Here is a 24,127-nt window from a genome sequence, read left to right on the forward strand (position 1 = left end):
AACAGATGTGGCGTAAAGCACCTCACCCCGGTTTTTCATAAGGGAGTCCAATGCGCACGTTGTTCCTTGAGTGTCTGGTTGGCGTCCTGCTGGCTTGCGGCACTTCGCTGACTGCAGCCCAGTCTCAGATCGACCTCCCGCGCTCGCAGCGGGTCCCCGCCGGCAGCCTAATTGAAGACTTGGCAGGCGGTCTGGGCGCAACTCTGCCCAGCGGTGTGCGGCCGCTGGTACCTCTCGCACCGGAACTCATCATGGCCTTCGAGGGCTGGGAGCCCTCCCCGTACGATGATCCTTCAGGGTACTGCACGATCGGCTTCGGGCGCCTCATCAAGAAGAGCAAATGCGCTGAGATCGATCTATCAGCGTACCCGCGCCCACTGACATCGAAAGAAGGCGCAGAGTTTCTGGAGGAGGACACTCGGACTGCCAGATCAGCAGTGCAGCGCTTAGTCAAGAGGGACCTCAGTGATCACCAGTTCGGAGCGCTGACTTCCTTTGTGTTCAATGTGGGCAAGGATCAGTTCGCGAAATCTACGCTGCTGCTACTGGTGAACAACGGCTACTTTGACGCTGCTGCAAAGGAGTTCGGAAAGTGGATCCTCTCGAGAAAGAAGGTATTACCCGGCCTCATCGCGCGGCGGTCCTGCGAGGCGGCACTTTTCCGGAACTTGCTGAAACCCAATACCGCGGGTGAGTTCGTTCGAAGCACTTGTGACCAACTTGGCATAGCTCCTACAAGTGGAACGCTCATCGATATTGCTACTGGCGAGGAAGTCCAGGCCTCGGACCTCAAATGAAACTCGTCATGACTGTGGCCACTCTTCTGGGTACTCTGTGCGTCTCCGACCAAGCGGCGGCACAGTCTGCCGCCTGTGTCAGCACGTACTTGGCAAAGCGCAAATCCGAGCCTACTCTTGGTATTGCCGCCTCCGACGCAGAACGGCTTGTGTCCCGCGTAGCTCGGTCGTTGGGTCTTATGAGACCAGTAACGGTCGTGCCATGCACCTTTGCAGAGAAGGCCCACGCTTGGGTTGGGAAGCCGGACGACGACTCACCCGAGGGCGAGTACATCGTTTACAACCCCGACTGGGTCCGTGAAGTCCTTGGGAAGGACGAAGTTCAAGCCGTGGCGCTCTTCGGGCATGAGCTGGGGCACTTCCTAAACGGAGACTTTACGACGAGAAAGGGTTTGCCTCGCAGCCAACTGGAACGTGACGCTGATCGTTTTGCAGGATGTGCTGTTGCTCGACTCTCCGGCGACTTCTCTAGGCTAGAAAATTTGCTGGCAAGGCTTCGCCTTGAGAAGGATGCCGTCTACCCAGACCGACTTACCAGTATTCAGAGCGCTAAAGAAGGCTTTGATGCTTGTGGCGGTGCGGTGGTTAAGAAGTGCCGCTTGCCGGATCATGGGGTTGAGAGCTGGGGCTACGATGTTGTTGTGAGCCGCAGCTCGAACTGGCGCGGCGGAGGTGGGTCACAGCCTGGCTACTGTGCTGAATTGCAAGCGCAGTTGCGCGGGGAGTATCCAGACGCGCAAGAAGTCATCACGCGATCGTCGTCTGAGAGCTCTCGCAATACCTGCGCTCCGTTCAATTGCCCCAACTACCAATATCACTGCACGATAACCGTTCGTGGCAAGCCCGTATTCAAGGAGTTGGAATCCAAGAAGTGCCCATAGAGCAGGCCATGCTGCTTGATGAGACCTTCGAACTGCCGGTACCGAAGCCTGTGAATCCGGCGCGGAGTTCTTATGGGGACGGGCCCTTGCGTGCTCGTGGCTACGATGCTGCACCCGTCGCTCCTCCGAATGGTTGGGCTAGTGCCGCAGTCTGATGGAACCCCCTACCGGCCGTTCAGCGAGGGCCGCTTCTGGCCGGGACCTGCCCAATGCGAAAGTCAGCTGCCCTTCAACTTAGCAGGCCGTTGAAGTAAGGCGGCGTCGATTGGTAGTTGAACAGCCTGTTAGTTCAGGAGGCTGTTGAAGTTTCTGCGCAATTAAGGCCTCCGCTGTGTCATCGAGATGCACTGCGTGCCCTAAGGCGGGAAGTCACTAGCGCAAGCCCGCTAACGAGCAAGACTACGGACGATGGCTCGGGCACCACCGACACGCTGACTATTCGCGCCGATCCGTTCAAGCCAATGCCGCTCGTGTACGTGACAGGGGGGCCGTAGACGGGCGGCGTCTCGAAGGTGTACTTCCAGAAGCTGGTATAGAAACGTGTGGAACTGTCGCGCGCACTTTCAAGCATCGACATGAAGTCCGAGGCTGACGCAAGCTTAAGGTCATCGAGCGCTATGCCTTGATTTCCAGAGTGGAACTCCAGTCCGTAGCTCCAGTTCTGCGTTCGCGTCTGATCGGCGACTTGAACGTAGTTTCGGTTGACAAACTGATAGCTCTGAAAAGGCGCGGGAGCAGCCGGTGCAATGGAGTAGTCGTGCCTCGAGAGCAGCGTGAAGCTGCTTGGATTCGAAGACCCAAAAGGATTGTTGGGCCCGTAGTTGGCCACTCCAGATGACATCGCCGGTGCGCCGAACTCCGTGATGTACGACCTGCCCGGGTCGACATACCAAGCGCTAACTTGGTCAATGTCGAAGACGATGGTGGCCGCAAAAGAAATTGGCACCGTCACTGGAACCACGTTTGCGCCCGACCCGAGGTACTCATATTGGACGTTCCACGTTCCCTGCATTTGCACTGACACGAGCGCTGCATTAGCAGATCCAAGGCCCGAAACAGCAGTCACCAAGGCGGCTGCAATCAGCCGACAGCTACGCGTCAAGAACATGTTCTCTCCCAATACCGGACTTTTGCCGGCCTCCCCTTGACTCTAAGTCATGAGCAGCCCTTGATCGGGTGACACGGGTTCAACAGTCGCCGAACCACCCCCGACCTGAGGGGTGACATTGCCTCCAACTTTTCAAATGGAGATTCAGTTCGGCGGCAAACTCCGCGCCACGAGTCCCTGCGGCACCACCAGCGGACGCAGCCTTGCAATCGGCGCGGTACGCCGTAGAGGCGAGTGAGGTGCATGCTCGGTCGACCAGATGGCGGCCGGTCGCGAGCGACTCTTGATGGCCGAGAGTCGTCGCTGCTAACAGCTCGCGCGACCGACCGCATGCGCCGCATAGCGGGCACTCGAGGTCTTAGACTATCTCAGAACTCCGAGCCGCCACAATCTTCCAGCACGTCCCCGTCCTCGAGGCAGCCTGCCGCTCTGCATCCCATCTCGTGACCTTGACAAAATCGTCGGGCATGTGCAGAGGCACATGCATCGGCCGCCCAGCCGGATTGCACAACCAAGCCTGCCACGCGGCGCCTTCTTCCGGCACCAGAAACTTCGGCTCGTGCGGCGAAGTCAGGACGAAGAAAATCTTGATTGACGCGGGAAGCAATCCCGCCGCACGCAGCTTTTCCAGCCGCGCGACCTTGCTTTGAAATTGCGCGTTCGACCAAGCGGATTCACCTTTGGCTTCGATCATCAACAAGGTGTCGTCGAAGGCGACGACCAAGTCCATGTCTTCCTGGTTGCCGTTCACCAAGCCCGCATCGTTGCTCTGCGCCTCAAATCCGCGGTCACCTTGAGCCACCAGCGTCAGCGCACCGACGAGCCAGTCCAAGTGGTAATCCATGGCCCACCAAGCTGTGGCGGGAATGTCCTTGCCGATCGCTTCGGCCAGCCTGGCGCGAAAGCCCTCGTCCAACCGCTCACTGGTCGGTCCTAACGCATTGCGGATCAGCCAATAACGCTCTTTTCGATTGAAGCGCTTCAGCGCGTCGACCAGGGTCGGGGTGCTCATACCGGTGTGCTGCTCTCGTGGTTTGCTAACACACGGTAACAGTCGCCCGCCGCGAAAGGCAATGTCGCTATTAGCCGCCTCGCCTCCGGGGTAACCCCCTCACACCTCCAGCAATCCTCTGAATCCCCGCGCCGCGTAATACGACTGCGCCCCGTTGTGATAGGCGAACGTGAGCCCATATCGGTAATCCCCGAACAACGACCCGCCCTCCCGGCGCAGCGTCTCGGGCGTCTGCAGCCAGCTCGACGTCTTCTGGTCAAACGGACCCAGCACCTGCAAGGCCAGGTACTCGGCCTCGGTCAGCAGCCTCAGCCCCATCTCGGCCGCCGTCTCCACCGCACTGCCGCCCGGCCGGTTTTCCTTGCGCGACTGCAGGCCCGCGTCGTCGTAGCACAGGCTGCGGCGGCCGGTCGGGCTTTCGAGGGCGCAGTCGCAGAAGGTGATGGCGTCTGCGTTACCGCCCTGCCCCGGCAACGCCACCACGTCGGGCTCGCCGCCGGTGGCTTCCATCGCGGTCAAAGTGCGCAGCGCTGCCGGCTGGCCCTTTAGCCGGGCTTGCACGTGCGCCCAGCTGAGGTGGGGATGGCGCCGCGGGTGCTGTTCGGCCAGGTCGCGCACCACCAGGTGGATGTGCTCGATGAGCCGGCCGCGGTGCAACGGCATGGTTTCCATCGTGAACCTCCTGAATGGAAGCTGCGATGCCGCCATGCCCGCGCGGCCCCTCACCCCCGGCTGATCGACACCCCGCCGTCCACCAGCGAAGCGGTACCGGTGACGAAGCTGGCGTCGTCCGAGGCCAGGTACAGCACCGAGCGGGCCAGCTCCTGCGGCGTGCCCACGCGCTTGAGTGCATGCAGGCCGGCCAGGAAGGTCTGCGCCTCGGGCGTGTCGTTCATCTCGCGGTACATTGCCGTGTCCACCGCGCCGGGCAGGATGGCGTTCACGCGCACGCCCTGCGCGCCGTACTCGGTGGCCAGCGCCTGCGTCAGCCCGATCAGGCCCGACTTGCTGGCCGCATAGGCCGCCACGCCCGCAAAGGCCGCGGTGTAGCCGACGAAGGTGGAAGTGAAGATGACCGAGCCGCCGCCGTTCTTCAGCATCTGCGCGATCTGGTGCTTGGCGCCGAGGAAGGCGCCGGTGAGGTTGATGGCCAACGTGTCGGTCCAGCCCGCTTCCGAGACGCCGGTGCTGGCACCGCCCTCGCCCAGCGTGCCGGCGTTGTTGAAGGCCACGTCCAGCCGGCCGTAGCGGCTGACGGCCAGCGCCACCAGTTCGCGGGCATAGGCCTCCGACCGCACGTCGCCGGCCAGGGCCACGGCTTCGCCGCCCGCGGCGCGGATGTCGTGCACCAGTTGCTCCAGCTCCGCGGCGCGGCGCGCGCCGACCACCAGCCGGGCGCCTTCGCTGGCGAACAGCAGTGCCGATGCATGGCCGATGCCGGAACTGGCGCCGGTGATGAGCGCCACCTTGCCTTCGAGTCGCTTGCCCATGATCAATCTCCTTGTGGGGGTTAGTGATGAATCGATGGGCGAAGTCTGGTGCGGCGAGGTGCTTTCGATAAGCCGCTCCGCAGCGATTCTGCTGTTCGGTTTCACCGGACAATCCGGCCCGGGCCGCCCTGCCGGCGGCGGGAGAAAGGCATGCTCAAGCTGGAAGGCATCGCAAGCTTCGTCGCCACCGCGCAGGAAGGCTCGATGAGCGCGGCGGCGCGGCGGCTGCAGCTGTCGAAGTCGGTGATCAGCGAACGGCTGGCCGACCTGGAAAGCACCCTGGGCGCGCCGCTGTTCCACCGCACCACCCGCAAGCTGAGCCTGACGGAGGACGGCGCCGCCTTCCTGGAACGTGCGCTGCGCATCCTGCGCGAGGTGGACGAGGCCGCCGCCGAGTTGGGCGAGCGTCGCGGCCGGCTCACCGGCCCGATGCGGCTGTCGGCCGGCGTCGCCTTCGGCCGCCTGCACCTGGGTCCGGCGCTGTACCCCTTCCTCAGGAAGCACCCGGGCATCTCGCTCACGCTGGAGCTGGACGACCGGCAGGTGGATGCCTCGGCCGAGGGCTTTGATGCGGTAATCCGGCACGGCGCCATCGCCGATTCGCGGCTGGTGGCCTGGACGCTGGCCAGCAGCCGGCGCTGCCTGGTGGCCTCGCCCGCGTACCTGCGGCGCCAGGGCCGGCCGAAGTCGCTGGACGACCTGGGCCGGCACCGCGCCGTCTACTACCTGAACCGCGGCGCCGCCGACTGGCGCTTCGAGGACGTGCGCAGCGACGCCTTCCAGCGGCCGCCCGCGGCCCTGCGCGTGAACAACGGCGACATGATGCTCGACGCGACACTGGCCGGCCTGGGCCTGGCGCTGCTGCCCACCTTCATCGCCGGCCCGGCGCTGGCGGCCGGCAGCCTGGTCGAGGTGCAGATCGGCGAAGCCGCCGCCCCGGAGTCGATCTATGTCGCGCACCCCGAGGGCCGCCGCGCTTCGGCCAAGCTGCGGGCGCTGGTGGATTGCCTGCGCAAGTCGTTTGGCAACCCGCCGTATTGGGAAAAAAGCGGGGAAACAGGCCCCGCGCCGCTCAGGCCTTGACCTCGACCACCGCCTCGAAGCCGCCGAAGATCATGCGCTTGCCGTCGAAGGGCATCGGCGGGTTGCCCGGCGTGGACGGGTCCATGCGCGGGTCTTCCATCATCTTCTTCATGCCGGCGTCGCGCGTGGCCTTGTCGGGCCATTCGACCCAGGAGAACGCCACCGTCTCCTCGGGCGTGGCCTGCACCGCGCGGCGGAAGTCGGTGAGCTTGCCGTCGGGCACGTCGTCGCCCCAGCCCTCGATCACGCGCAGCGCACCCAGCTCGATGAACATCGCATCGAAGTGGCGCGCATGGTCGATGAAGGCCTGCTTGCTGGCAGTGGGTACGGCGATCACGAATCCGTCGATGTAGGCCATGGTCGGCTCCTCGGGTGGTGGAGTGGAACGACGAACGAGACCCCGCCCGATCGACACGCCCGCCCCATGAAAACTTATGAAATCAACAGCGCCGGGGCGGCCGCCCGATAGCCGCGGCCGCGTTCGGCTGGCACGCTGCGGTCCTGTTGCAATGACTCACGCAAGGATCTCATCATGCTGTGCACGCTGGTCCGGTGCAGCCCCTCGGGGGCGGCCGCTTTGCTGCTGTGTTCCATCGCCGGCACCGCCAGCGCCTATACGCTGGTGGAGGCGAACGGCGGCGGCTTCGTCTCGCCCGACAACGGCCAGAACCGCGTCGACATGGCGGTGACGCGGCAGGCCCAGGGCGCCGGAGAATCGGCCAGCGGCCTGAAGCGGCTGCGCGTCGGGCCCATCGGCGGGGGCCCGATCGCCGGCGCCGACCTGAGCGGCTCCGCCTATGCGGCGCCCGGCGTGCTCAAGGCCCGCATCGACGGCTCGACGTTCATCGCACCGTTCGCCGACAACATTCCCACCGTCACCCACGGCGCACCGATTGCGGACGGCAGCTTCAGCAGCCGCTTCGTCGACACCGTGAACCTGACCAGCAGCACGCTGGCGGTGGGCACGCCGGTGCAGTTCAACTTCACGGTGAACATGCACGTGGTGACCAACCGCCCCGGCCACAACGGCCCCGACGCCAGCGGCTGGGACTCGGGCAACTTCTACTTCCACTACTTCCTGGGCAGCGGCATCGACACGATGTACCGCTTTCCGAACGGCCTGTACAAGTCGGTGCCCAGCTTCGAGTTCAGCCTGCCGATGACGGTCAGCGGCCTGGTGGGCGACACGCTGACGCTGGGCGCCGAGCTGAGCGTGGGCGCCGACGCCCGCGCCGGCTGGTACCTCGACCGCGGCGGCTTCCTCACCACCTACGGCACCAACCAGGAGACGCACATCGACGCCTCCAACACGGCCCGGCTGTACCTGGATGCGATCACGCCCGGGCTGGAACTGGTGGCCGAAAGCGGCCACGACTACGCGATCAGCGCGGTGCCCGAGCCGGGCACCTGGGCCCTGCTGGGCGGGGGCTTGTGCGTGCTGGCGGTGGGTCGGCGCCGGGCCTCGGCCCCGCGGCGATAAGCTACTCGCTCCGGCGCCAGCGCCCTCCCCCATCCTGCCCATGTCCTCTCCCACCTGCGTGGCCACCGAGGTGATCACCACCCGCCAGAAGTCCGTCGGCTATGCATACCGGGATAAGCCGGTATCGCCCGCCGACAGCGGCTGGCGCTTTCTCAGCGGCAGCGAGAGCGAGCAGTACATGGACCAGCCGAGCCACTACGTCACCTGCGTGCTGGCCGACTTCGTGCGCGAACATCCCGAGGTCGCGCCCCTGCTGGCGCATCCGGTCGGCTCGGCCTTCGCCAGAACCAAGGCCGGCGGCAGCTTTGAGGCGGTGCCGGAATAGCGCAAGCCCTGCCGGGGGCCGGTACGTCCGTCAATGCGCCGGCGCCACCACGGGATGCCGGGCACCGGAGACGAAGTACAGCACCATGCCCACGGCCAGCAGCAGCCCGGCCCGCAGCCAGTTCTCGGGCGCCTGCTGCGTCATCAGCACCAGGCAGGACACGATGGCCAGCACCGGCAGCACCACCGGCGTACGGAAGTGCGCATGGGGCACCACGTCGCGCCGCAGCACCAGCACGGCCACGTTGGTGCTGAGGAAGACGAACAGCAGCAGCAGCACCACGGTCTCGGCCAGCACCACCAGCGTGCCGGTGGCGGCCAGCAGCATGGCCGCGACGGTGGTCGCCACGATGGCCACCCAGGGGGTGCGGCGTTGCGGCAGCACGCGCCTGAGCACCGCGGGCAGCAGGCCTTCCTCGGCCATGCCATAGGCCAGGCGGCTGGACATGATCATGGTGAGCAAGGCGCCGTTGGCCACCGCAATGAGGGCGATGACGCCGAACAGCCAGGGCGGCATGTTGAAGCCGGTGGCACGCACCACGTCCAGCAGCGGTGCGCTGGAGGCGGCCAATGCCGGCGCGTCCAGCACCAGCGAGGCGGCCACGGCCACGCCCACGTACACCAGGCCGGCCACCAGCAGCGCGCCGAACAGGGCCCGCGGGTACACGCGCGACACGTCGCGCACCTCCTCGGCCATGTTGGCCGAGGTCTCGAAGCCGACGAACGAGTAGAACGCGATCAGCGCGGCGCCCAGGACTGCCGCACCCGGCGAGCTGCCGCCATCGAAGCGCAGCAGCCGGTCGGTCGTGCCCTCGCCGCCCCACAGGAAAGCGAAGCCCAGGCCGATCACCAGCAGCAGGCCGCTCACCTCGACCAGCGTCATCAGCACGTTGGCCCCCAGGCTCTCACGCACGCCGCGTGCATTCAGCAGCGCGACGGCCAGCAGGAACAGCAGCGCCACCGGCAAGGCGGGCACGTCCAGCAAGGGCCGCAGGTAATCGCCGGCAAAGGCCAGCGCCAGGCCCGCCGCGCTGGTGACCCCCGCCGCCAGCATCGCAAAGCCCACCAGGAAGGCAACCAGGCGCGAGCCAAAGGCCCGTTGCGCGAACACGGCCGAGCCGCCCGCCTGCGGGTACTTGGTCACCAGTTCGGCATAGGAAGCCGCCGTGAGCAAGGCGAACAGCAGCGCCACCGCCAGGGGCGCCCAGGTGGCGCCGCCCACCTGGCCCGCGATCTTGCCCACCAGCACATACACACCCGCGCCCAGCACGTCCCCCAGGATGAACAGGAACAGCAAGGGCCCGCCCACCACACGCGCCAGCGAGCCGGAACGGGCCAGATCCGGTGCGGAGGATGAGGATGAGGAGGAGGAGGGCGGAGGCGGCGCAACGGAAGGCTTCATGCCGGCCACCGGGCAACCGGTATGCCGTCAACGGCCGGGCGCCCCGCCAGCCTCCGGCCGCGCGCCCACCACCCGGTTGCGCCCAGCGCGCTTGGCCAGGTACAGCCGCTGGTCGGCCGCCGCCAGCAGCGCCTCGACCGACAGCGCATGATCGGCCGCGGCAACGCCAAGGCAGCCGATGCTCACGCTGACCTGCAGGCCCGGCGACACCTCATGCCACGGCTCGCGCTCCACGGCCGCGCGCACGCGCTCGCAGATGCTTTCGGCCAGCGACGCATCGACATCGGGCAGCACGAGCGCGAACTCCTCGCCGCCATAGCGGGCGGCCAAGTCCATGTGGCGGCAGCTGGACACCAGCACGCGGCCCACCCGCCGCAGCACGTCGTCGCCCACCTGGTGGGAGTGCTGGTCGTTGATCGACTTGAAATGGTCCAGGTCCAGCAGCACCAGGGAGAACGGCCGGCCATCGGCCAGGTGCCGCTGGGCGGTGGCCAGCGCCCGGTCGAACGCACGCCGGTTGGGGATGCCGGTGAGCCCGTCCACCAGCGCGGCGCGCTCATAACGCTCCGCGCGCAGGCGCTCGAACTCGGCTTCCGCCTGGGCGCGGCCCGTCTCGAACTTCACTTCCAGCGCGCGCGCATGCATCTGCGCCCGGTCGGAGGCCAGCTGCACGTAGTGCGCATGGAACTGTCGGTGCCAGCGCAGGGCCGCGGCCGGCTCGCCGAGCGCCTCCTGCGCGTTGCACAGCAGCTCGCAGCACTTCTGCAGATAAGCCGCATCGCCCAGCACCGACAGCAAGGCATGGGCGTCCTGCAGCCGCTGCAACGCGGCCGCTGCCGCACCGTCTTCCAGGTCCATCTCGGCCAGGTTGAGCAGGGCCACCGCACGGGCTTCACCGGTGCCGGATTCTCCATGCACCGCTTCGAAGGTGCGGCGTGCGGCCGCGCGGTCGCCCGATGCCAGCTGGGCCACGGCCTGGTTGTGTCGGGCCGAGCGGATGGCATGCAGGTCGCCCAGCTCGCTGGCCAGGCGCAGGTACTCGGCTGCATGCCGAAGGGCGCGACGGCGGTGCAGGCCGGGGTCGTCGCAGGTCGGCCGTTGGGCGAGCTCGCCTTGCACGCTGGCCAGGGCGCCCTGCGCCACCGCCTGCAGCTCCAGGTCGCCGGCCGAGGTGGCCAGCAACTGCATGCGCTCGAAGCTTGCCAGGGCATCGGTCCATCGGCCCATCGCCCACTGCACCGCCCCCAGGGCTTCCAGGCCGGCGGCCTCCACCGCGGCATCGCCGCTGTCGGCGGACAGTCGCCGCGCAAGGTCGCTCTCCTCGGCCGCGGCCTCGATGCGCCCGAGGGCGGCGAGCACATGGGCCTTCTGCACACGGGCCCGGCATTCGCGCGCCGGGTCTTGCGCGGCCTCCGCCGCCTGGATGGCACGCACACAGGCGGCCAGGGCCACGTCAAGCTCGCCCTGGCGCCGGGTGATGCGCGCCAGCAAGGTGGCGGCGTCCGCCCGCAGCATGGGACTGTCGCTGTCCGACAGGGCCTCGGCCTGCGCCCGGGCGGCCTGGAGTCGATCGGTGCGGAAGAGGCCCAGCGCCGCCTCGATGCCGGGTACGGGGCCGACGGGCGCGGGGCGGGTCATGGATGTCACGGTACGGCTGGATCCTGCGGCGCCGGCTGCGGGGCACGGGCGTCGCGGTGGCGGCATTCTGCACCGAAGCGGCCGGCCGACCGGGGCCGATCAACCGGCCGGGATCGGCCGCACCGCACCGGCGCCCGCCGCCGGCAGCGACAGCTCGAAGCTGCTGCCCACGCCTTCGGTGCTGCTGGCGCCCAGGTCGCCGCGCATCAGCCGCGCCAGCTTGCGCGACAAGGCCAGGCCGATGCCCGCGCCTTCAATGCCGGCACGCTTGGGATGCAGCCGCTCGAACGGCATGAACAGCCGGGGCATCAGGTCGCTGGCGATGCCCCAGCCGGTGTCCTGCACCGACAGCACCACCGTGCCCGCCGCATGCTGCCAGGCCCGCAGCACCACCTCGCCGCCGGGCCGGTTGTACTTGACGGCGTTGGACAGCAGGTTCAGCAGGATCTGCCGCAGCCGCAGCAGGTCGGCCAGCACGATGAAGTCCGCATCGCCCGCGCTGACCAGCTGGCGGATGCTGACGCTGTGCGCATGCGCCCGCTCGCGCACCATGGCCACGCTGCTCTCCACCGCCTCGCTCAAGCGCACCGGCGCCAGCTTGACTTCCAGCCGGTGTTCCTCGATCTGGCTCAGGTCCAGCAGCTGCTCGATCATCGACAGCTGGTGCTGGCCGGCGTCGTGGATCAGCCGCGCGTACTTGGCCACCGTCGCGGGCTGGTCGGCCGTGCCCGGCAGGCCGAGCAGCTGTGCGAAGCCGATGACCGCATTCAACGGCGTGCGCAGTTCATGGCTGAGGTGCGACAGGAACTCTGACTTCGCCTGGCTGGCCTCCTCCGCAGCCGCGCGGGCGAGCCGCTCGCGCCGCAGCTCGTGCGCCTCGGTCACGTCGCGCAGCACGACGGTGAGCAGGGCCGTGCTGCCCATGCCCACGCGGGAGATGGCCGCCTCCAGCGGAAACTCCTCGCCGTCCCAGCGGCGGCCGACCAGCTCGCGGTCCACGCCCAGCACCTGCGGTCCGCCGCCGCCGTTGCTGAAGGCGGCCATCTTCGCGCCATGGCCCCGGCGGTAGCGCTCGGGCAGCAGGTCGTCGATGCTGCGGCCCAGCATCTGTGCCGCCGACACCCGGAAGACCCGCTCGGCCGCCTTGTTGAACAGGGTGATGCGGAACTCCGGGTCCACGGTGATGACGGCCGCGGACACGGAGTCCAGCACCGCCTGCATCTGCTGTTCCCGCGCCTCGGCCTCATCGCCCAGTTCCTTCAGCCGCTGCGCCTTCCACTTCAGGCGCTGCTCCACGCGCTCGCGGTCGGTCGTCTCCACGCAGCTGACGAACACGCCGCGGACCTGCCCGTCGTCGTCGCGCAAGGGGCTGTACGAGAAGTTGAAGACGCAATCCTCCGGGAAGCCATAGCGGTCGACGGTGAGCTTCAGGCCGTCGAAGCCCAGGGCCTCGCCCGACATCACGCGCGCCCACATCGGCGCCACGGTGGACCAGATTTCCTGCCACGTGACGCAGGCGCTGAGCCCCATGGCCGCCGGATGCTTCCAGCCGAGGATGGCGGCATAGCCGTCGTTGTAGATCTGGGTCCAGTCCGGCCCCCAGGCGATGTACATGGGCAGCCGGCTGTCGATGACCATGGCCGCGGCATGCCGCAGGCTGGCGGGCCATTGCGCGGGCGGGCCCAAGGGGGTCTGGTCCCAGGCGGTGCGGTGGAACACCGCACGGGCGCTGGTGTCGGCGGGATCGGTAGGTTCGGTGGGGGGACGGGACATCTGCGCACGCATGCCAACGATGCCCCGCCAGGGCAATCGCTGCGCCACGCACTTGCACGCGTTACAGCGCCGAACAATTGACACGAAGCCGGCGCAGGCGCGCCGACCGCGTGAGCGGATCGGCACGGAAGTCGAGCGACCGCGCGCCGCCCTGGCGGCCACCGCTTCCTACACTGGTGCGGTCATCACAAGGAGGAGCGATGTTCAATCACATCATGGTGGGCAGCAACGACATCGAGCGTTCGCGCCGGTTCTACGACCAGGTGCTGGGCGTGCTGGGCGCGCCGGCCGCCACGCCGCACCGCGCCAAGTCGGGCCACATGCGCATGTTCTACCGACATGACGGCGGCAGCTTCGGCATCGCCGAGCCGATCAACGGCGAGCCGGCCACCGTGGCCAATGGCGGCACCATCGCCTTCCGCTGCCATTCGCCGCAGCAGGTGCATGCCTTCCAAGACGCAGCGCTGGCGCAGGGCGGCATCTCCATCGAGGAGCCGCCGGGCCTGCGCAGCGATGCGCTGGGCGCCTATTACCTGGCCTATGTGCGCGACCCCGACGGCAACAAGCTGTGCGCGGTGCACCGGCCCAAGGTGCAGCCCTGAGCAGCGGCACGCGGCGCCTCGTCGTCTCGCCCGCGGGCGGCGAGCTGGCCCGCAGCCTGCACCTGCGGCCGGGCCTGCGCGTGGCAGCCCATGTGGTGCAGGGCGAAGGGCTGGAGATCGTGCGGGTGCGGGTGGAGCGACCGGCGCTGATCCTGGTGGACCGGGGCCTCAAGACCGTGCAGCCCGCGCGCGGCGCGGCGGTGCGGGCGGGTCCGGGCCAGGCGCTGCTGCTGGCCGGCGGGCAGACGGTGGACTTCCACAACCGCGTGACCGATGGCCAGCGCTACGAGGCCCGCTGGCTGCTGTTCGGCGCGGCGGTGCTGGACGACCCGCACTACCTGGCCGAGGCCCAGCGCCTGCGGCCGGCCGTTGCGGCGATGCCGCCGGCGCGGGCCTGTGCACGCCCGGGGGCGGGGCTGCCCGAAGCCTTCGAGCGGGCGCGGCAGGGTCTGGCGCCGGACCCCTCGCGGCCGGATGCGGTGGTGCGCCAGCAGCTGCTGGAGGTGCTGCACTGGCTGCTGCATGCGGGCCTGGTGGTGCGCATGCCGCCGGACGACGCGCGGCTGAGCAGCCGCCTGCGCGCCCTGCTGTCCACCCGGCTGGACGGCGACTGCAGCGCCGAGGCCATCGCGCAGGCCTTCGCGATGTCCCAGGCCACGCTGCGCCGCCGCCTGGCCGCCGAAGGCAGCACGCTGAGCGCGCTGGTGGCCGACGTGCGCATGGCCTCCGCCCTGGTGATGCTGCAGGCCACCACGCGGCCGGTGTCGGAGATCGCGCTGGCGGTGGGCTACGACTCGCCCTCGCGTTTCGCGGTGCGCTTCCGACACCGCTTCGGCTTTGCGCCGACCGCCGTGCGCGGCCATGCCAGAGGCCCTGAACCTGCCCCGCCATGCAGGCGCCTTGGGGCCCGAGCCCGACCCGGCCGAGACCCGGACCCATGGCGGCACGGCCCGGCCTGAGGATGAGGCATGAGGCGCCTGCGCGCCCGGCGCTTCAGCCGACGGCCGGCGGCACCAGCGGCTGCGTCACCGGCAGCCGGGCGGTGAAGACGGTGCCCTGCACGGCATCGGACGCCGCCTCCAGCCGCCCGCCATGCGCCGCCGCGATCTGGGCGCAGATGTGCAGGCCCAGGCCCAGCCCGCCACCCTGGCGGCTGGAAGGCGGCCGGTAGTAGGGCTCGAAGATCTGCACCAGCTGGTCGGGCGGGATGGGATCGCCGCCATTGGCCACCCGCAGCACCAGTTCACCGCCGGTCAGGCGGGCCTCCACCCGCACCGGCTGGTCGGCCGCGCCATGCACCAGCGCATTGCCCAGCAGGTTGGACAGCAACTGCTGCAGCCGCGCGGTGTCGCACCACACGATGCCGCGGATCTGCAGTGCCTCGTCCACCGTCCGCTCGGGATGCTGCACCGCCATCTCGGCGATGACGTTGTGCAGGGCGGCGCCCAGGTCGTGCTCGAAGCGGGGCTGCACCGGCAGCCCGCCACCGAAGCGGATGCGGGTGAAGTCCAGGACGTCGCCGATCAGCTTGCCCATGCGCTCGCCGCTGGCAAGGATGCGGCGGACGAGGTCGGACGGGTCGATGCCGGGCTTGCGCCGGGCCAGCAGCTCGGCGCAGGCCATGATGGCGCCCAGCGGGTTGCGCAGGTCATGGCCCAGCACCGCCACGTACTGCTCCAGCAGGGCCGACTGGCTGCGCTCGTGCACCAGGGCCTGGTCGGCACGCAGGCGCTCGCCTTCCAGGTCCAGTTGCCGGCCGATCAGATCCGCATAGGCAGTGAAGGTGGCCAGCAGGCCGGGCCGGTCGAGCTGCGCCGGCCGGGGGTCGATGCAGCACAGGTTGCCGAAATAGTCGCCATTGCCCAGCACGATGGGCACCGACACGTAGCTCTGCAGGCCGTAGATGCGGGGCGTGTGATGGTCGCGATAGAGATCGCTCTCGGCCACGTTCTCGATCACGATCGGCGCCCGCGCGGCGCGCGACTCCACGCACAGCGTGGTCGCCAGTTCCAGCTGGGCGCCGGCCTGCAGGCCGAAGCCGATGTGGTCTTCCACCGCGCAGGCGGTCCAGGTCTGGTCGGACACCCGCGCCACGGCGGCGAAGCCCATGCCGGTGGTGTCGCACAGGATGCGCAGGATCGTGGGCACCGCGCTCACGCGCCGCACCGCTTCCAGGTCGCGGGCGATCGCGACGGTTTCGCTGTCAGGCAGACCAGTCAAAGAACAACGCCTCACCGTTGCAGCTGTCAACGGGTCATTATGCAGCGGGGGTGTCGACGGGCAGGCGCAGCGCCGGCCCGCCCGCGGCGCGGCGCGTCGGGCTCAGCTCGGATCGAACGAGGCCTGCGGCAGCTGGGGCCGTGCCGCCGGCAGCAGCAGCTCCCGTACCGCCTGCCGGCCGCGCAGCACCAGGCGGCGCAGGTCCCGCTTCTGCGGACCCGGGCGGCGCGGCCGCAACCGGCGCTCGGCCAGGGCCTGCATCACCACCGCACCAAGCACCGGGCCGGCATCGGTGGCGTCGCGGCGAAGCGCGGCCTGCAAGCGCAGCAGGCGCTGTGGCGAGGCGCGGGACTTCTCCAGCGTGATCACGCTCCAGTCGCGCGCGAACCGCTCGGCGACGGATGACGGCGACGAAGCGGCGGCGTCCTTGACCAGCACGAAGCCGAACTCGTCGCCATGGCCGCCTTCCAGGTCTTCGACGAAGTAGGCATGCGCCAGGCTGAACGACAGCGTGCCCTTCCACAGCAGGTTGGCCAGCAGCGAAGCGAACTCCTCCGGCGCCCAGCAATGCACATGGATGCTGCGCCGGCGATGCAGGGCCAGCAGGCGGTCGTCCATGCAACGGGGGTCGTGCCAGGCGCGCACCTGCGGTGGATGCAGTGGCGGCTGCATGGAGATGGCGCGGCAGAACTCCAGGATGTGCGCCCGGCTGACTTCCACCACGCCGGCCTGGTACTCCTCCCACAGGTGCGTGAACGAGGTGGGCCGGCGCACCCAGTCGAAGGTGTGATGGCGGTCGGGCACCACCAGCACCAGCTGGCCGCCGCGGCGCAGCACGCGCTGGAATTCCACCAGGGCCGCCACCGGGTTGGCCAGGTGCTCGATCACATGGCTGGCCACCACCGCATCCTGCGAAGCATCGGCCAGCGCACCCAGGCCGTCGTGGTCCAGGTCGATGTCGTAGTCCGCCTGCGGGCCGGCGGGCGCGCCCTTCAGCTCCGGCCAGTTCAGCTCACGCCCGCCGGCGACCGAACGGTCGGCATAGGTGACGCAGGCGCCGGGCGCGGTGGGATACGGCCGGGCGCCGGGTCCGATTTCCAACACATGCCCCTGCAGGTTGGCCCCGATCGATTGGCGTTGAGCATCCATGACGGCGATGGCGGAGTGGAAGGCCTTCGAGCTTGTGCAGCCCACGCCTGGCATCCCATGGGGATACAACCTATTGCAATCGCCCCACCCTGGAAAAACCGCCGATGGATTAGGGGGATCCGCCGCAGCCGCTCACCTGGGCCGGGCCCAGCTGGCCTCGCGCACCCACAGCCGCACCGCCATGGCCGCCGGACCTCGCACCCGTCCGCACACGCAGGCCAGCACCAGGCGCGCGACACCGTGGCGGGCCACCCAGGCCTGCACCGCGGCCACGCTGGTGAAGGGTCGGCCGGCCTGCTGCAGGAGGCGTGGATGCGCCGGGGCGGCATGGCGGCGGCTGGGGGCGGGAGAGTCCATGCCGGTGCATGGGCAAGCGCGGTGCCGAGCCACCCGCCCGGCCGGCGTGTAGGAAGTTGACTGACACGCAACACGAAGAACAGAGACGCGATCCACCGAATACGGCCACTTATTTCACGCTTGTCCGGCTTCTACAGTTCATTCCAACGCAGCGAGACAGCTGCACCCCTACAGGAGAAGCCCCGATGAACGCCACCCAGATCCTCGACGAAATCCGCGAAGCCAATCTCGGCTACCTGATGCTGGCGCAAAGCCTCATCCGCGCCGACCGCGCCCAAGCCCTGGAGCGCCTGGGCATCTCGGAGCAGGTGGCCAGCCGCATCGAGGCCCTGACGGCCACCCAGCTGAGCAAGCTGGCCAGCAGCAACACCTTGCTGGCGCACTGCCAGATGGGCGACGAGACGGTGTTCGAGCTCATCACCCAGCATGCCAAGCCGGTGACCGCGGCAGGCGCCGTGCGCCCGACAGTCTGACCGCCACGCCACCGGAGTACCCCATGGCACGCAGCAAGAGCATCCTCACCGAAGCCCGGCAGATCGAGCGCGCGGTCACCCTCATCCAGCTCGGCGCCCGCATGCAGGTGCTGGAATCGGAGACCGACCTCAGCTACGAGCGGCTGATCCGCCTGTACAAGGAAGTGGCGGGCAAGAGCCCCAGCAAGGGCCAGCTGCCGTTTTCCACCGACTGGTTCATGACCTGGCAGCCCAACATCCATGCCAGCCTGTTCCTGAACATCCACGAGTACCTGAACAAGACCTCGGCGATGGACGAGATCGACGTCGTCATCAAGGCCTACCAGCTGTACCTGGAGCAGACGCAGTCGCAGGGCCTGGAGCCGATGCTGTCCGTCACTCGCGCCTGGCGCCTGGTGAAGTTCGTCGACAACGGCATGCTCACCATGACCAAGTGCAACTGCTGCGGCGGCCACTACGTGACCCACCCGCACGAGATCGCCCGGCACTTCACCTGCGGCCTGTGCAACCCGCCGGCCCGCGCCGGCAAGGGCAAGGCGGCCGGCTCGCTGGCCACCGCGCTGCCCGCCGGGCAGGACTGACGCGCCGCCGGCGCCCCTGACCGATCCCCGAGCGGCCCTCCAGGCCGCTTTTTTCGTCCGCCGCCCGCGCCCGGGGCCGCGGGAGCGATGTTTGCCGAAGGCTGCGCTTGGAAAAGCGCACGATGCAACTCGCCCTCCTCTGCCCGCCCTACCCGGGCCACCTCAATCCCATGTTCGCCCTGGGCGACGCCCTGCGTCACCGCGGGCATGCGGTGTCGTTCATCGGCATCGCCGACACCGGCGAGGCGGTGACGCGGGCCGGTTTCGGCTTCGAGGCGGTGGGCGCCGACAGATCCCATCCGCCCGGCACGCTGGCCCGGATGGAGGCGCGCCTGGCCGGGCTGCGCGGGCTGCTGGGCATCGGCGGCGTGATCGACGACGTGGCGGCGATGACCGACATGCTGTGCCGCGAGGCCCCGGCAGTGATCGAACGGCTGCAGCCCGGCGCCATCGTGTGCGACCAGCTGGAGCCGGCCGGCGGCCTGCTGGCACGGCGTTACCGCCTGCCGCAGGTGTCGGTCGCCAATGCCCTGATGCTGGACCGCGAGCCGTATGTGCCACCGCCTTTTACCGATTGGCCCTACGCCCGCACCACCTGGGCCCGCGAGCGCAACCTGGGGGGCTACCGCGTCAGCGACTGGATGATGGCCCGCGTGGCCGCCGTGCTGGAGCGCTGGAGCCGCGACTTCGGCCTGGCGCCCTGCCAGCGCACGGAGCACTGCCTGTCCGACCGCCAGATCGGCCAGCTGTCGCCGGCGCTGGACTTTCCCCGCGAGTCCCTGGGCGACGGCTTCCACTACACCGGCCCCTTGCGCCAGCCGCTGGACGACGAGCCGGCCTGGCAGCCGCCGCCCGGCGCACGCGGTCCGTTCGCCTTCGTCAGCCTGGGCAGCCTGCAGGGCGGGCGCTTCGGCCTGATCGCGCGCCTGACACGCGCCTGCCGCGACGTCGGCCTCACGGCCATCGTGGCGCACAACGGCCGGCTGGATGCGGCGCAGGTGGCCCGGCTGCCGGGCGATCCGGTGGTGGCGCGCTTCCTGCCGCAGCGGCAGGTGATCCGCCACTGCGCGCTGGTGGTCAGCCATGGCGGCATGAACACGGTGCTGGATGCGCTGGAAGCCGGGGTGCCGCTGGCGCTGCTGCCGCTGGCCATGGAGCAGGGCGCGATCACGCAGCGTGTGCTGCGCGCCGGCGCCGGGCGGCGGCTGTCGGGCCTGCGCAGCGTGCCGGCGCTGCGGCGGCTGGTCACCGGCGTGCTGTCCGATGGGCGCCACCGCCAAAGGGCGGCGGAGCTGGGCGCTTCGCTGCAGGCGGGCGGCGGCGCCGCGCGGGCCGCGGAACTGGTGGAGCACCATGCGCACTGAAGCCCAGGACCTGGTGCTGGCCGGCGGCGGCCTGGCCAACGGCATGATCGCCTGGCGCCTGCGGCAGCTGCGGCCGGAATTGCGGGTGACCCTGCTGGAGGCCGGCCCCACCCTGGGCGGCAACCACACCTGGTGCTTCCATGACAGCGACCTGGACGCCGCCCAGCGCGCCTGGGTGGCGCCGCTGGTGGCGCACCGCTGGGCCCAGCACGTGGTGCTGTTCGACGAGCGCACCCGCACCGTCGCGGGTGGCTACAACGCGGTGACCTCCGAGCGCTTCCACGAGGTGCTGTCGCGCGAGCTGGGCGCGGTGGTGCGGCGGTCCACGCCCCTGCTGGAGGTGCGGCCGCGGCAGGCGCTGGCGGCCGACGGGCAGGTGTTCGATGCGCAGGCCGTGATCGACGGCCGCGGCTTCGCGCCCAGCCCGCAGCTGGACCTGCGCTACCAGAAGTTCCTGGGGATGGAGCTGCAACTCGAGCGCCCGCACGGCCTGGCCGGACCCATCCTGATGGACGCGCGGGTGCCGCAGCTCGATGGCTACCGCTTCGTCTACACCCTGCCGCTGGCGGCCGACCGGCTGCTGGTGGAGGACACCTATTACGCCGACACGCCGGCCCTCAGCCCGGCGGCGCTGCGCACCCGGGCGCTGGACTACGCGGCCAGCCAGGGCTGGCCGGTGGCCCGGGTGCTGCGGGAGGAACAGGGCGTGCTGCCCATCGCCATCGACGGCGACATCGACGCCTTCTGGCGCGGCCGCCAGGGCCAGCCGGTGAGCGGCCTGCGGGCCGGGCTGTTCCATCCCACCACCGGCTATTCGCTGCCGCAGGCGGTGCGGCTGGCCGACCTGATCGCGCGGCAGCGCGACCTCTCCGCACCGGCGCTGGCGGCGGTGATCGAGCGGCATGCACGGGCCGTCTGGCGCTCTCAGTTCTTCTTCCGCGCCCTCAACCGCATGCTGTTCCTGGCCGGCCCGGCCGAGGGCCGGCACCGGGTGCTGGCGCATTTCTACCGGTTGCCCGATGGCCTGGTCGGTCGGTTCTACGGCGAGCGGCTGACGGTGGCCGACAAGCTGCGCATCGTGACCGGCAAGCCGCCCGTGCCGTTCTTCTCGGCGCTGAAAGTCCTGTTGCCGCCCCGGCGGATGGAGTCTCCTGCATGAAGCGTGATGGTTTGAAGACGGCCGCCGTGATCGGCGCGGGCATTGGCGGCATCGCCCTGGCGATCCGCCTGCAGGCGGCCGGCATCATGACCACGCTGTTCGAGCAGCGCGACAAGCCCGGCGGCCGCGCCTACGTGTACGAGGACGACGGCTTCATCTTCGACGCCGGGCCCACCGTCATCACCGACCCCGGCGCGCTGCGCTCGCTGTTCTCGCTGGCCGGCCGCCGCATGGACGACTACGTGGAGCTGGTGGAGGTCACGCCGCTGTACCGGCTGTGCTGGGAGGACGGCGACCACTTCGACTACGTCAACGACCAGGCCGAGCTGGAGCGGCAGATCGCCGAGCGGTCGCCGCGCGACGTGGAGGGCTACCGGCGCTTCCTGGCCTACTCGCGCGAGACCTTCGAGAAGGGCTACCTGCAGCTGGGCGCGGTGCCCTTCCTGTCGTGGCGCGACATGGCGCGCGCCGCGCCGCACATCGTCAAGCTGGCGGCCTGGCGCAGCGTGCACGACGCCGTGGCCGGCTTCATCCATGACGAGAAGCTGCGCCAGGTGTTTTCCTTCCATTCGCTGCTGGTGGGCGGCAACCCGTTCCAGACCTCGTCGATGTACTCGCTCATCCATGCGCTGGAACGCGAATGGGGCGTGTGGTTCGCCCGCGGCGGCACCGGCGCGCTGATCCGGGGCATGGTCAGGCTGTTCGAGGACATCGGCGGCACCGTGATGCTGGACACGCCGTGCGAAGCCATCACCACCGAAGGCAACCGCGCCACCGGCGTGAGCTTCCGCCACCGCGGCGCGCCGGCCATCACCCTGCCCTTCGATGCGGTGGCCTCCAACGCCGACGTGGTGCACACCTACGACCGCCTGCTCTGCGGCCACCCGCGCGGGCGCAGCGAGGCCCGGCGCCTGAAGGGCAAGCGCTTCAGCATGTCGCTGTTCGTCATCTACTTCGGCCTGCGCGGCGAGCGGCCCGACCTCAAGCACCACACGGTGTGCTTCGGGCCGCGCTACCGCCAGCTGCTGGACGAGGTGTTCGGCCGCTGCGGCGGCGAGCTGCCGGCCGACTTCTCGCTGTACCTGCATGCGCCCAGCGTCACCGACCCCACGCTGGCGCCGCCCGGCCACAGCGCCTACTACGTGCTGGCGCCGGTGCCGCACCTGGGCCATACCCGCTTCGACTGGGCGGTGGAGGCCCCCCGCTACCGCGACCGCATCCTGCAGTACCTGGAGGAGCGCTACATCCCGGGCCTGCGCGCCGACCTGGTGACCTGCCGCACCTTCTCGCCGCTGGACTTCCGCACCGAGCTGGGCGCGCACCTGGGCTCCGCCTTCTCGCTAGAGCCGCTGCTCACGCAAAGCGCGCTGTTCCGGCCGCACAACCGCGACAAGACCATCCCCAACCTCTATTTCGTGGGCGCCGGCACGCACCCGGGCGCCGGCATCCCCGGCGTGCTGGCCTCGGCCCAGGCCACCGCGGGCCTGATGCTGGAAGACCCGGTCTCCGCCCTCATCACCACCGAAAGGACCGCGCCGTGAGTGCTCCGCCCCTCTCCCCGCTGCTGGACTATGCACAGCGCGCGATCACGCGCGGCTCCAGCAGCTTCGCCTCGGCGGCGCGGCTGTTCGACAGCGAAACCCGCCAGAGCGTGGTGATGCTGTACGCCTGGTGCCGCCACTGCGACGACGTGGTCGACGGCCAGCAGGACGGCCATGGCCAGGCCGCCCAGGACCCCGCGGTGGGCGTGCAGCGCATCGAGGCCCTGGCCGACCAGACGCGCCGTGCGCTGCGCGGGCTGCCCACCGATGCGGCGCCCTTCGCCGCGCTGGCCGAGGTGGTCAAACGCCACCGCATCCCCGAGCGCTTTCCGCTGGAACACCTGTCCGGCTTCCGCATGGACGTGGAGGCCCGCCGCTACCAGACGCTGGAGGACACGCTGGACTACTGCTATCGCGTGGCCGGCGTGGTGGGCGTGATGATGGCCATGGTGATGGGCCGCCGCGACGACGTGACGCTGGACCGCGCCGCCGACCTGGGCCTGGCCTTCCAGCTCACCAACATCGCCCGCGACGTGATCGACGACCATGCCGCCGGCCGGCTGTACCTGCCGGCGCAGTGGCTGGCCGAAGAGCAAGTGGACCCCAGCGAGGTGGCCGAGCCGCAGCACCGCGAGCGCGTGGCGCGGGTGGCGCAGCGCCTGGTGGATGCGGCCGAGCCGTATTACTCCTCGGCCGGGCTCGGCATCGCGGCGCTGCCGCTGCGATCGGCCTGGGCGGTGGCCACCGCGCGCGGCGTGTACCGCGAGATCGGACTGCAGGTGAAGGCGCGCGGCGGCGCCGCATGGGACCAGCGCATCAGCACCGGCAAGCGGCGCAAGCTGCACCATCTGCTGGCCGGCGGCATGGTGGCGGCCATGAGCCGCGCCGGCGTGAGCCGGCCGCCGCCTATGGCACTGCGCGATCGGCTGTGGACGCGGCCGCGGGCCTGATCCCGCCGGCCGACAGCTGCCGGCGCATCGCCGGCAGCCGCCACCAGGGCGCATCGGGCCGCAGGTGATGCTCGTGGTGGTAGCCGAAGTGGAAGCACGTGATCAGCGAGGCCCACAGCCCATAGGCATTGCTGCGGGCGCGGTGCCGGTCCGCGAAGCCGCCGTCGGCCTCCTCGCCCAGCCGGTGCGGCAGCCAGGTGCCGAAGGCGAACAGCTGCACCGACGACAGGATCGCCGGCAGCGCCCAGAACAGCATCACCCGCTCGAAAGGCGCACCCAAGCCGAAGACGAACAGCGCCGTCATGCCGGCCACGCCCAGCAGCTCCGGCAGGCCGGTGTACTGGCGCATGAAGTTGCCGTACCAGGGCCAGAAGCGCCGGCCCTGCAGGTGGAAGTCGGGGTCTTCCGCGGTGCCGGGTGCGCGGTGGTGGTCCATGTGCCGGGGCTGGAAGCGGCCGATCCAGAAGCCGGCGTACAGCAGCATGCACAGCGCGCCCAGCGCGCGGTTGACCCACGGCCGCGCCGGTGCCAGCGTGCCGTGCATCGCGTCATGGGCGACGATGAACAGGCCCGTATCCAGCCAGCAGACCACCGCCACCATCAGTGGTACCAGCAGCAGGTCGGCGGTGCTCCAGCGGTGCAGGAACAAGGCGTAGCCCACGAGGGCCGCCCAGGCCAGCACCAGCAACAGCGCCAGGCCCACCCCGACCAGGGTCTGCCGGCCGCGTGGGTACTTCACGTCG

The 24,127-nt window shown here is 69.4% G+C and carries 25 protein-coding genes; 13 read left to right on the plus strand and 12 right to left on the minus strand.

Annotation, left to right across the window (positions count from 1 at the left end; all coding sequences use genetic code 11):
* Nucleotides 1-50 precede the first annotated feature (50 nt).
* The gene (locus tag LRS14_RS21545) at nt 51-797 is read left to right on the plus strand and encodes a lysozyme (RefSeq protein ID WP_257801039.1); all 747 of its coding nucleotides are present in this window, start codon (nt 51-53) and stop codon (nt 795-797) included.
* Entirely contained in the window at nt 794-1,678 is an 885-nt protein-coding gene (locus LRS14_RS21550; protein ID WP_257801040.1) for a hypothetical protein, read from the plus strand. The genes LRS14_RS21545 and LRS14_RS21550 overlap by 4 nt, the downstream gene beginning before the upstream one ends.
* Before the next feature lie 334 nt (nt 1,679-2,012).
* On the opposite strand, the gene LRS14_RS21555 is transcribed toward LRS14_RS21550, so the two are convergent.
* From LRS14_RS21555 to LRS14_RS21570, 4 genes are all read right to left on the minus strand, one after another.
* Nucleotides 2,013-2,786: a PEP-CTERM sorting domain-containing protein gene (locus LRS14_RS21555; RefSeq protein WP_257801041.1), complete on the minus strand. Its 774-nt coding sequence runs from the start codon at nt 2,784-2,786 to the stop codon at nt 2,013-2,015.
* Nucleotides 2,787-3,144: 358 nt separating this feature from the next.
* Complete coding sequence (locus LRS14_RS21560; RefSeq protein ID WP_257801042.1) at nt 3,145-3,798, minus strand: hypothetical protein; 654 nt, start codon at nt 3,796-3,798, stop codon at nt 3,145-3,147.
* Between the two features lie 99 nt (nt 3,799-3,897).
* A complete protein-coding gene (locus LRS14_RS21565; protein ID WP_257801043.1) occupies nt 3,898-4,470 on the minus strand; it encodes a DUF4256 domain-containing protein in 573 nt (190 codons plus the stop codon).
* Between the two features lie 50 nt (nt 4,471-4,520).
* Nucleotides 4,521-5,288 carry an SDR family oxidoreductase gene (locus LRS14_RS21570; protein ID WP_257801044.1) on the minus strand — a complete coding sequence of 256 codons (768 nt, stop codon included), beginning with the start codon at nt 5,286-5,288 and terminating at the stop codon, nt 4,521-4,523.
* 150 nt (nt 5,289-5,438) lie between these two features.
* Here LRS14_RS21570 and LRS14_RS21575 point away from each other — a divergent pair, with 150 nt between their 5' ends.
* Entirely contained in the window at nt 5,439-6,371 is a 933-nt protein-coding gene (locus LRS14_RS21575; protein WP_257801045.1) for a LysR family transcriptional regulator, read from the plus strand.
* Here LRS14_RS21575 and LRS14_RS21580 read toward each other — a convergent pair.
* A complete protein-coding gene (locus LRS14_RS21580; protein ID WP_046115172.1) occupies nt 6,361-6,729 on the minus strand; it encodes a DUF1428 domain-containing protein in 369 nt (122 codons plus the stop codon). The genes LRS14_RS21575 and LRS14_RS21580 overlap by 11 nt on opposite strands.
* 174 nt (nt 6,730-6,903) lie before the next feature.
* On the opposite strand from LRS14_RS21580, the gene LRS14_RS21585 reads away from it, so the two are divergent.
* A complete protein-coding gene (locus tag LRS14_RS21585) occupies nt 6,904-7,851 on the plus strand; it encodes a PEP-CTERM sorting domain-containing protein (RefSeq protein WP_257801046.1) in 948 nt (315 codons plus the stop codon).
* Nucleotides 7,852-7,891: 40 nt separating this feature from the next.
* Nucleotides 7,892-8,176: a DUF2185 domain-containing protein gene (locus tag LRS14_RS21590; RefSeq protein ID WP_257801047.1), complete on the plus strand. Its 285-nt coding sequence runs from the start codon at nt 7,892-7,894 to the stop codon at nt 8,174-8,176.
* A gap of 30 nt (nt 8,177-8,206) precedes the next feature.
* On the opposite strand, the gene LRS14_RS21595 is transcribed toward LRS14_RS21590, so the two are convergent.
* The 3 genes from LRS14_RS21595 to LRS14_RS21605 all read right to left on the minus strand — a co-directional run bounded on the left by LRS14_RS21595 (nt 8,207) and on the right by LRS14_RS21605 (nt 12,988).
* Nucleotides 8,207-9,577: an APC family permease gene (locus LRS14_RS21595; RefSeq protein WP_257801048.1), complete on the minus strand. Its 1,371-nt coding sequence runs from the start codon at nt 9,575-9,577 to the stop codon at nt 8,207-8,209.
* Between the two features lie 27 nt (nt 9,578-9,604).
* The gene (locus tag LRS14_RS21600) at nt 9,605-11,215 is read right to left on the minus strand and encodes a diguanylate cyclase (protein ID WP_257801049.1); all 1,611 of its coding nucleotides are present in this window, start codon (nt 11,213-11,215) and stop codon (nt 9,605-9,607) included.
* A 99-nt stretch (nt 11,216-11,314) separates the two neighbouring features.
* Complete coding sequence (locus tag LRS14_RS21605) at nt 11,315-12,988, minus strand: PAS domain-containing sensor histidine kinase (RefSeq protein WP_198157023.1); 1,674 nt, start codon at nt 12,986-12,988, stop codon at nt 11,315-11,317.
* A gap of 200 nt (nt 12,989-13,188) precedes the next feature.
* On the opposite strand from LRS14_RS21605, the gene LRS14_RS21610 reads away from it, so the two are divergent.
* Both LRS14_RS21610 and LRS14_RS30395 read left to right on the plus strand, forming a co-directional pair.
* Nucleotides 13,189-13,590 (plus strand): VOC family protein, encoded by a 402-nt coding sequence (locus tag LRS14_RS21610; protein ID WP_257801050.1) that lies wholly within the window; start codon nt 13,189-13,191, stop codon nt 13,588-13,590.
* On the plus strand, nt 13,557-14,549 hold the full coding sequence (locus LRS14_RS30395) for a helix-turn-helix transcriptional regulator (RefSeq protein ID WP_257801051.1): 993 nt from the start codon (nt 13,557-13,559) through the stop codon (nt 14,547-14,549). Before LRS14_RS21610 ends, LRS14_RS30395 begins: the two co-directional genes overlap by 34 nt.
* Before the next feature lie 34 nt (nt 14,550-14,583).
* On the opposite strand, the gene LRS14_RS21620 is transcribed toward LRS14_RS30395, so the two are convergent.
* From LRS14_RS21620 to LRS14_RS21630, 3 genes are all read right to left on the minus strand, one after another.
* On the minus strand, nt 14,584-15,810 hold the full coding sequence (locus LRS14_RS21620; RefSeq protein WP_257801052.1) for a GAF domain-containing sensor histidine kinase: 1,227 nt from the start codon (nt 15,808-15,810) through the stop codon (nt 14,584-14,586).
* Nucleotides 15,811-15,912: 102 nt separating this feature from the next.
* Nucleotides 15,913-16,911 (minus strand): class I SAM-dependent methyltransferase, encoded by a 999-nt coding sequence (locus LRS14_RS21625; protein ID WP_257801053.1) that lies wholly within the window; start codon nt 16,909-16,911, stop codon nt 15,913-15,915.
* Nucleotides 16,912-17,091: 180 nt separating this feature from the next.
* Complete coding sequence (locus LRS14_RS21630; RefSeq protein WP_257801055.1) at nt 17,092-17,316, minus strand: hypothetical protein; 225 nt, start codon at nt 17,314-17,316, stop codon at nt 17,092-17,094.
* Between the two features lie 185 nt (nt 17,317-17,501).
* Here LRS14_RS21630 and flhD point away from each other — a divergent pair, with 185 nt between their 5' ends.
* The 6 genes from flhD (at nt 17,502) to LRS14_RS21660 (ending at nt 23,384) form a co-directional block, all read left to right on the plus strand.
* Nucleotides 17,502-17,789: a flagellar transcriptional regulator FlhD gene (gene flhD, locus LRS14_RS21635; protein ID WP_046116167.1), complete on the plus strand. Its 288-nt coding sequence runs from the start codon at nt 17,502-17,504 to the stop codon at nt 17,787-17,789.
* A gap of 23 nt (nt 17,790-17,812) precedes the next feature.
* Nucleotides 17,813-18,370, plus strand: coding sequence for a flagellar transcriptional regulator FlhC (gene flhC, locus LRS14_RS21640; protein WP_257801056.1), 558 nt, complete (start codon nt 17,813-17,815; stop codon nt 18,368-18,370).
* A gap of 122 nt (nt 18,371-18,492) precedes the next feature.
* Nucleotides 18,493-19,734, plus strand: a complete 1,242-nt coding sequence (locus LRS14_RS21645) for a glycosyltransferase (RefSeq protein WP_257801057.1) — start codon at nt 18,493-18,495, stop codon at nt 19,732-19,734.
* Nucleotides 19,724-20,893: a lycopene beta-cyclase CrtY gene (gene crtY, locus LRS14_RS21650; RefSeq protein WP_257801058.1), complete on the plus strand. Its 1,170-nt coding sequence runs from the start codon at nt 19,724-19,726 to the stop codon at nt 20,891-20,893. The genes LRS14_RS21645 and crtY overlap by 11 nt, the downstream gene beginning before the upstream one ends.
* Nucleotides 20,890-22,434, plus strand: a complete 1,545-nt coding sequence (locus LRS14_RS21655) for a phytoene desaturase (RefSeq protein ID WP_257801059.1) — start codon at nt 20,890-20,892, stop codon at nt 22,432-22,434. Before crtY ends, LRS14_RS21655 begins: the two co-directional genes overlap by 4 nt.
* Complete coding sequence (locus LRS14_RS21660) at nt 22,431-23,384, plus strand: phytoene/squalene synthase family protein (RefSeq protein WP_083440456.1); 954 nt, start codon at nt 22,431-22,433, stop codon at nt 23,382-23,384. Before LRS14_RS21655 ends, LRS14_RS21660 begins: the two co-directional genes overlap by 4 nt.
* On the opposite strand, the gene LRS14_RS21665 is transcribed toward LRS14_RS21660, so the two are convergent.
* Nucleotides 23,341-24,123, minus strand: a complete 783-nt coding sequence (locus LRS14_RS21665; protein ID WP_257801060.1) for a fatty acid desaturase — start codon at nt 24,121-24,123, stop codon at nt 23,341-23,343. The two genes, LRS14_RS21660 and LRS14_RS21665, sit on opposite strands and share 44 nt — an antisense overlap.
* Between the last annotated feature and the right edge of the window lie 4 nt (nt 24,124-24,127).

It is taken from the genome of Aquincola sp. J276 (assembly GCF_024700035.1).
Taxonomy (GTDB): Bacteria; Pseudomonadota; Gammaproteobacteria; order Burkholderiales; family Burkholderiaceae_C; genus Aquincola; species Aquincola tertiaricarbonis.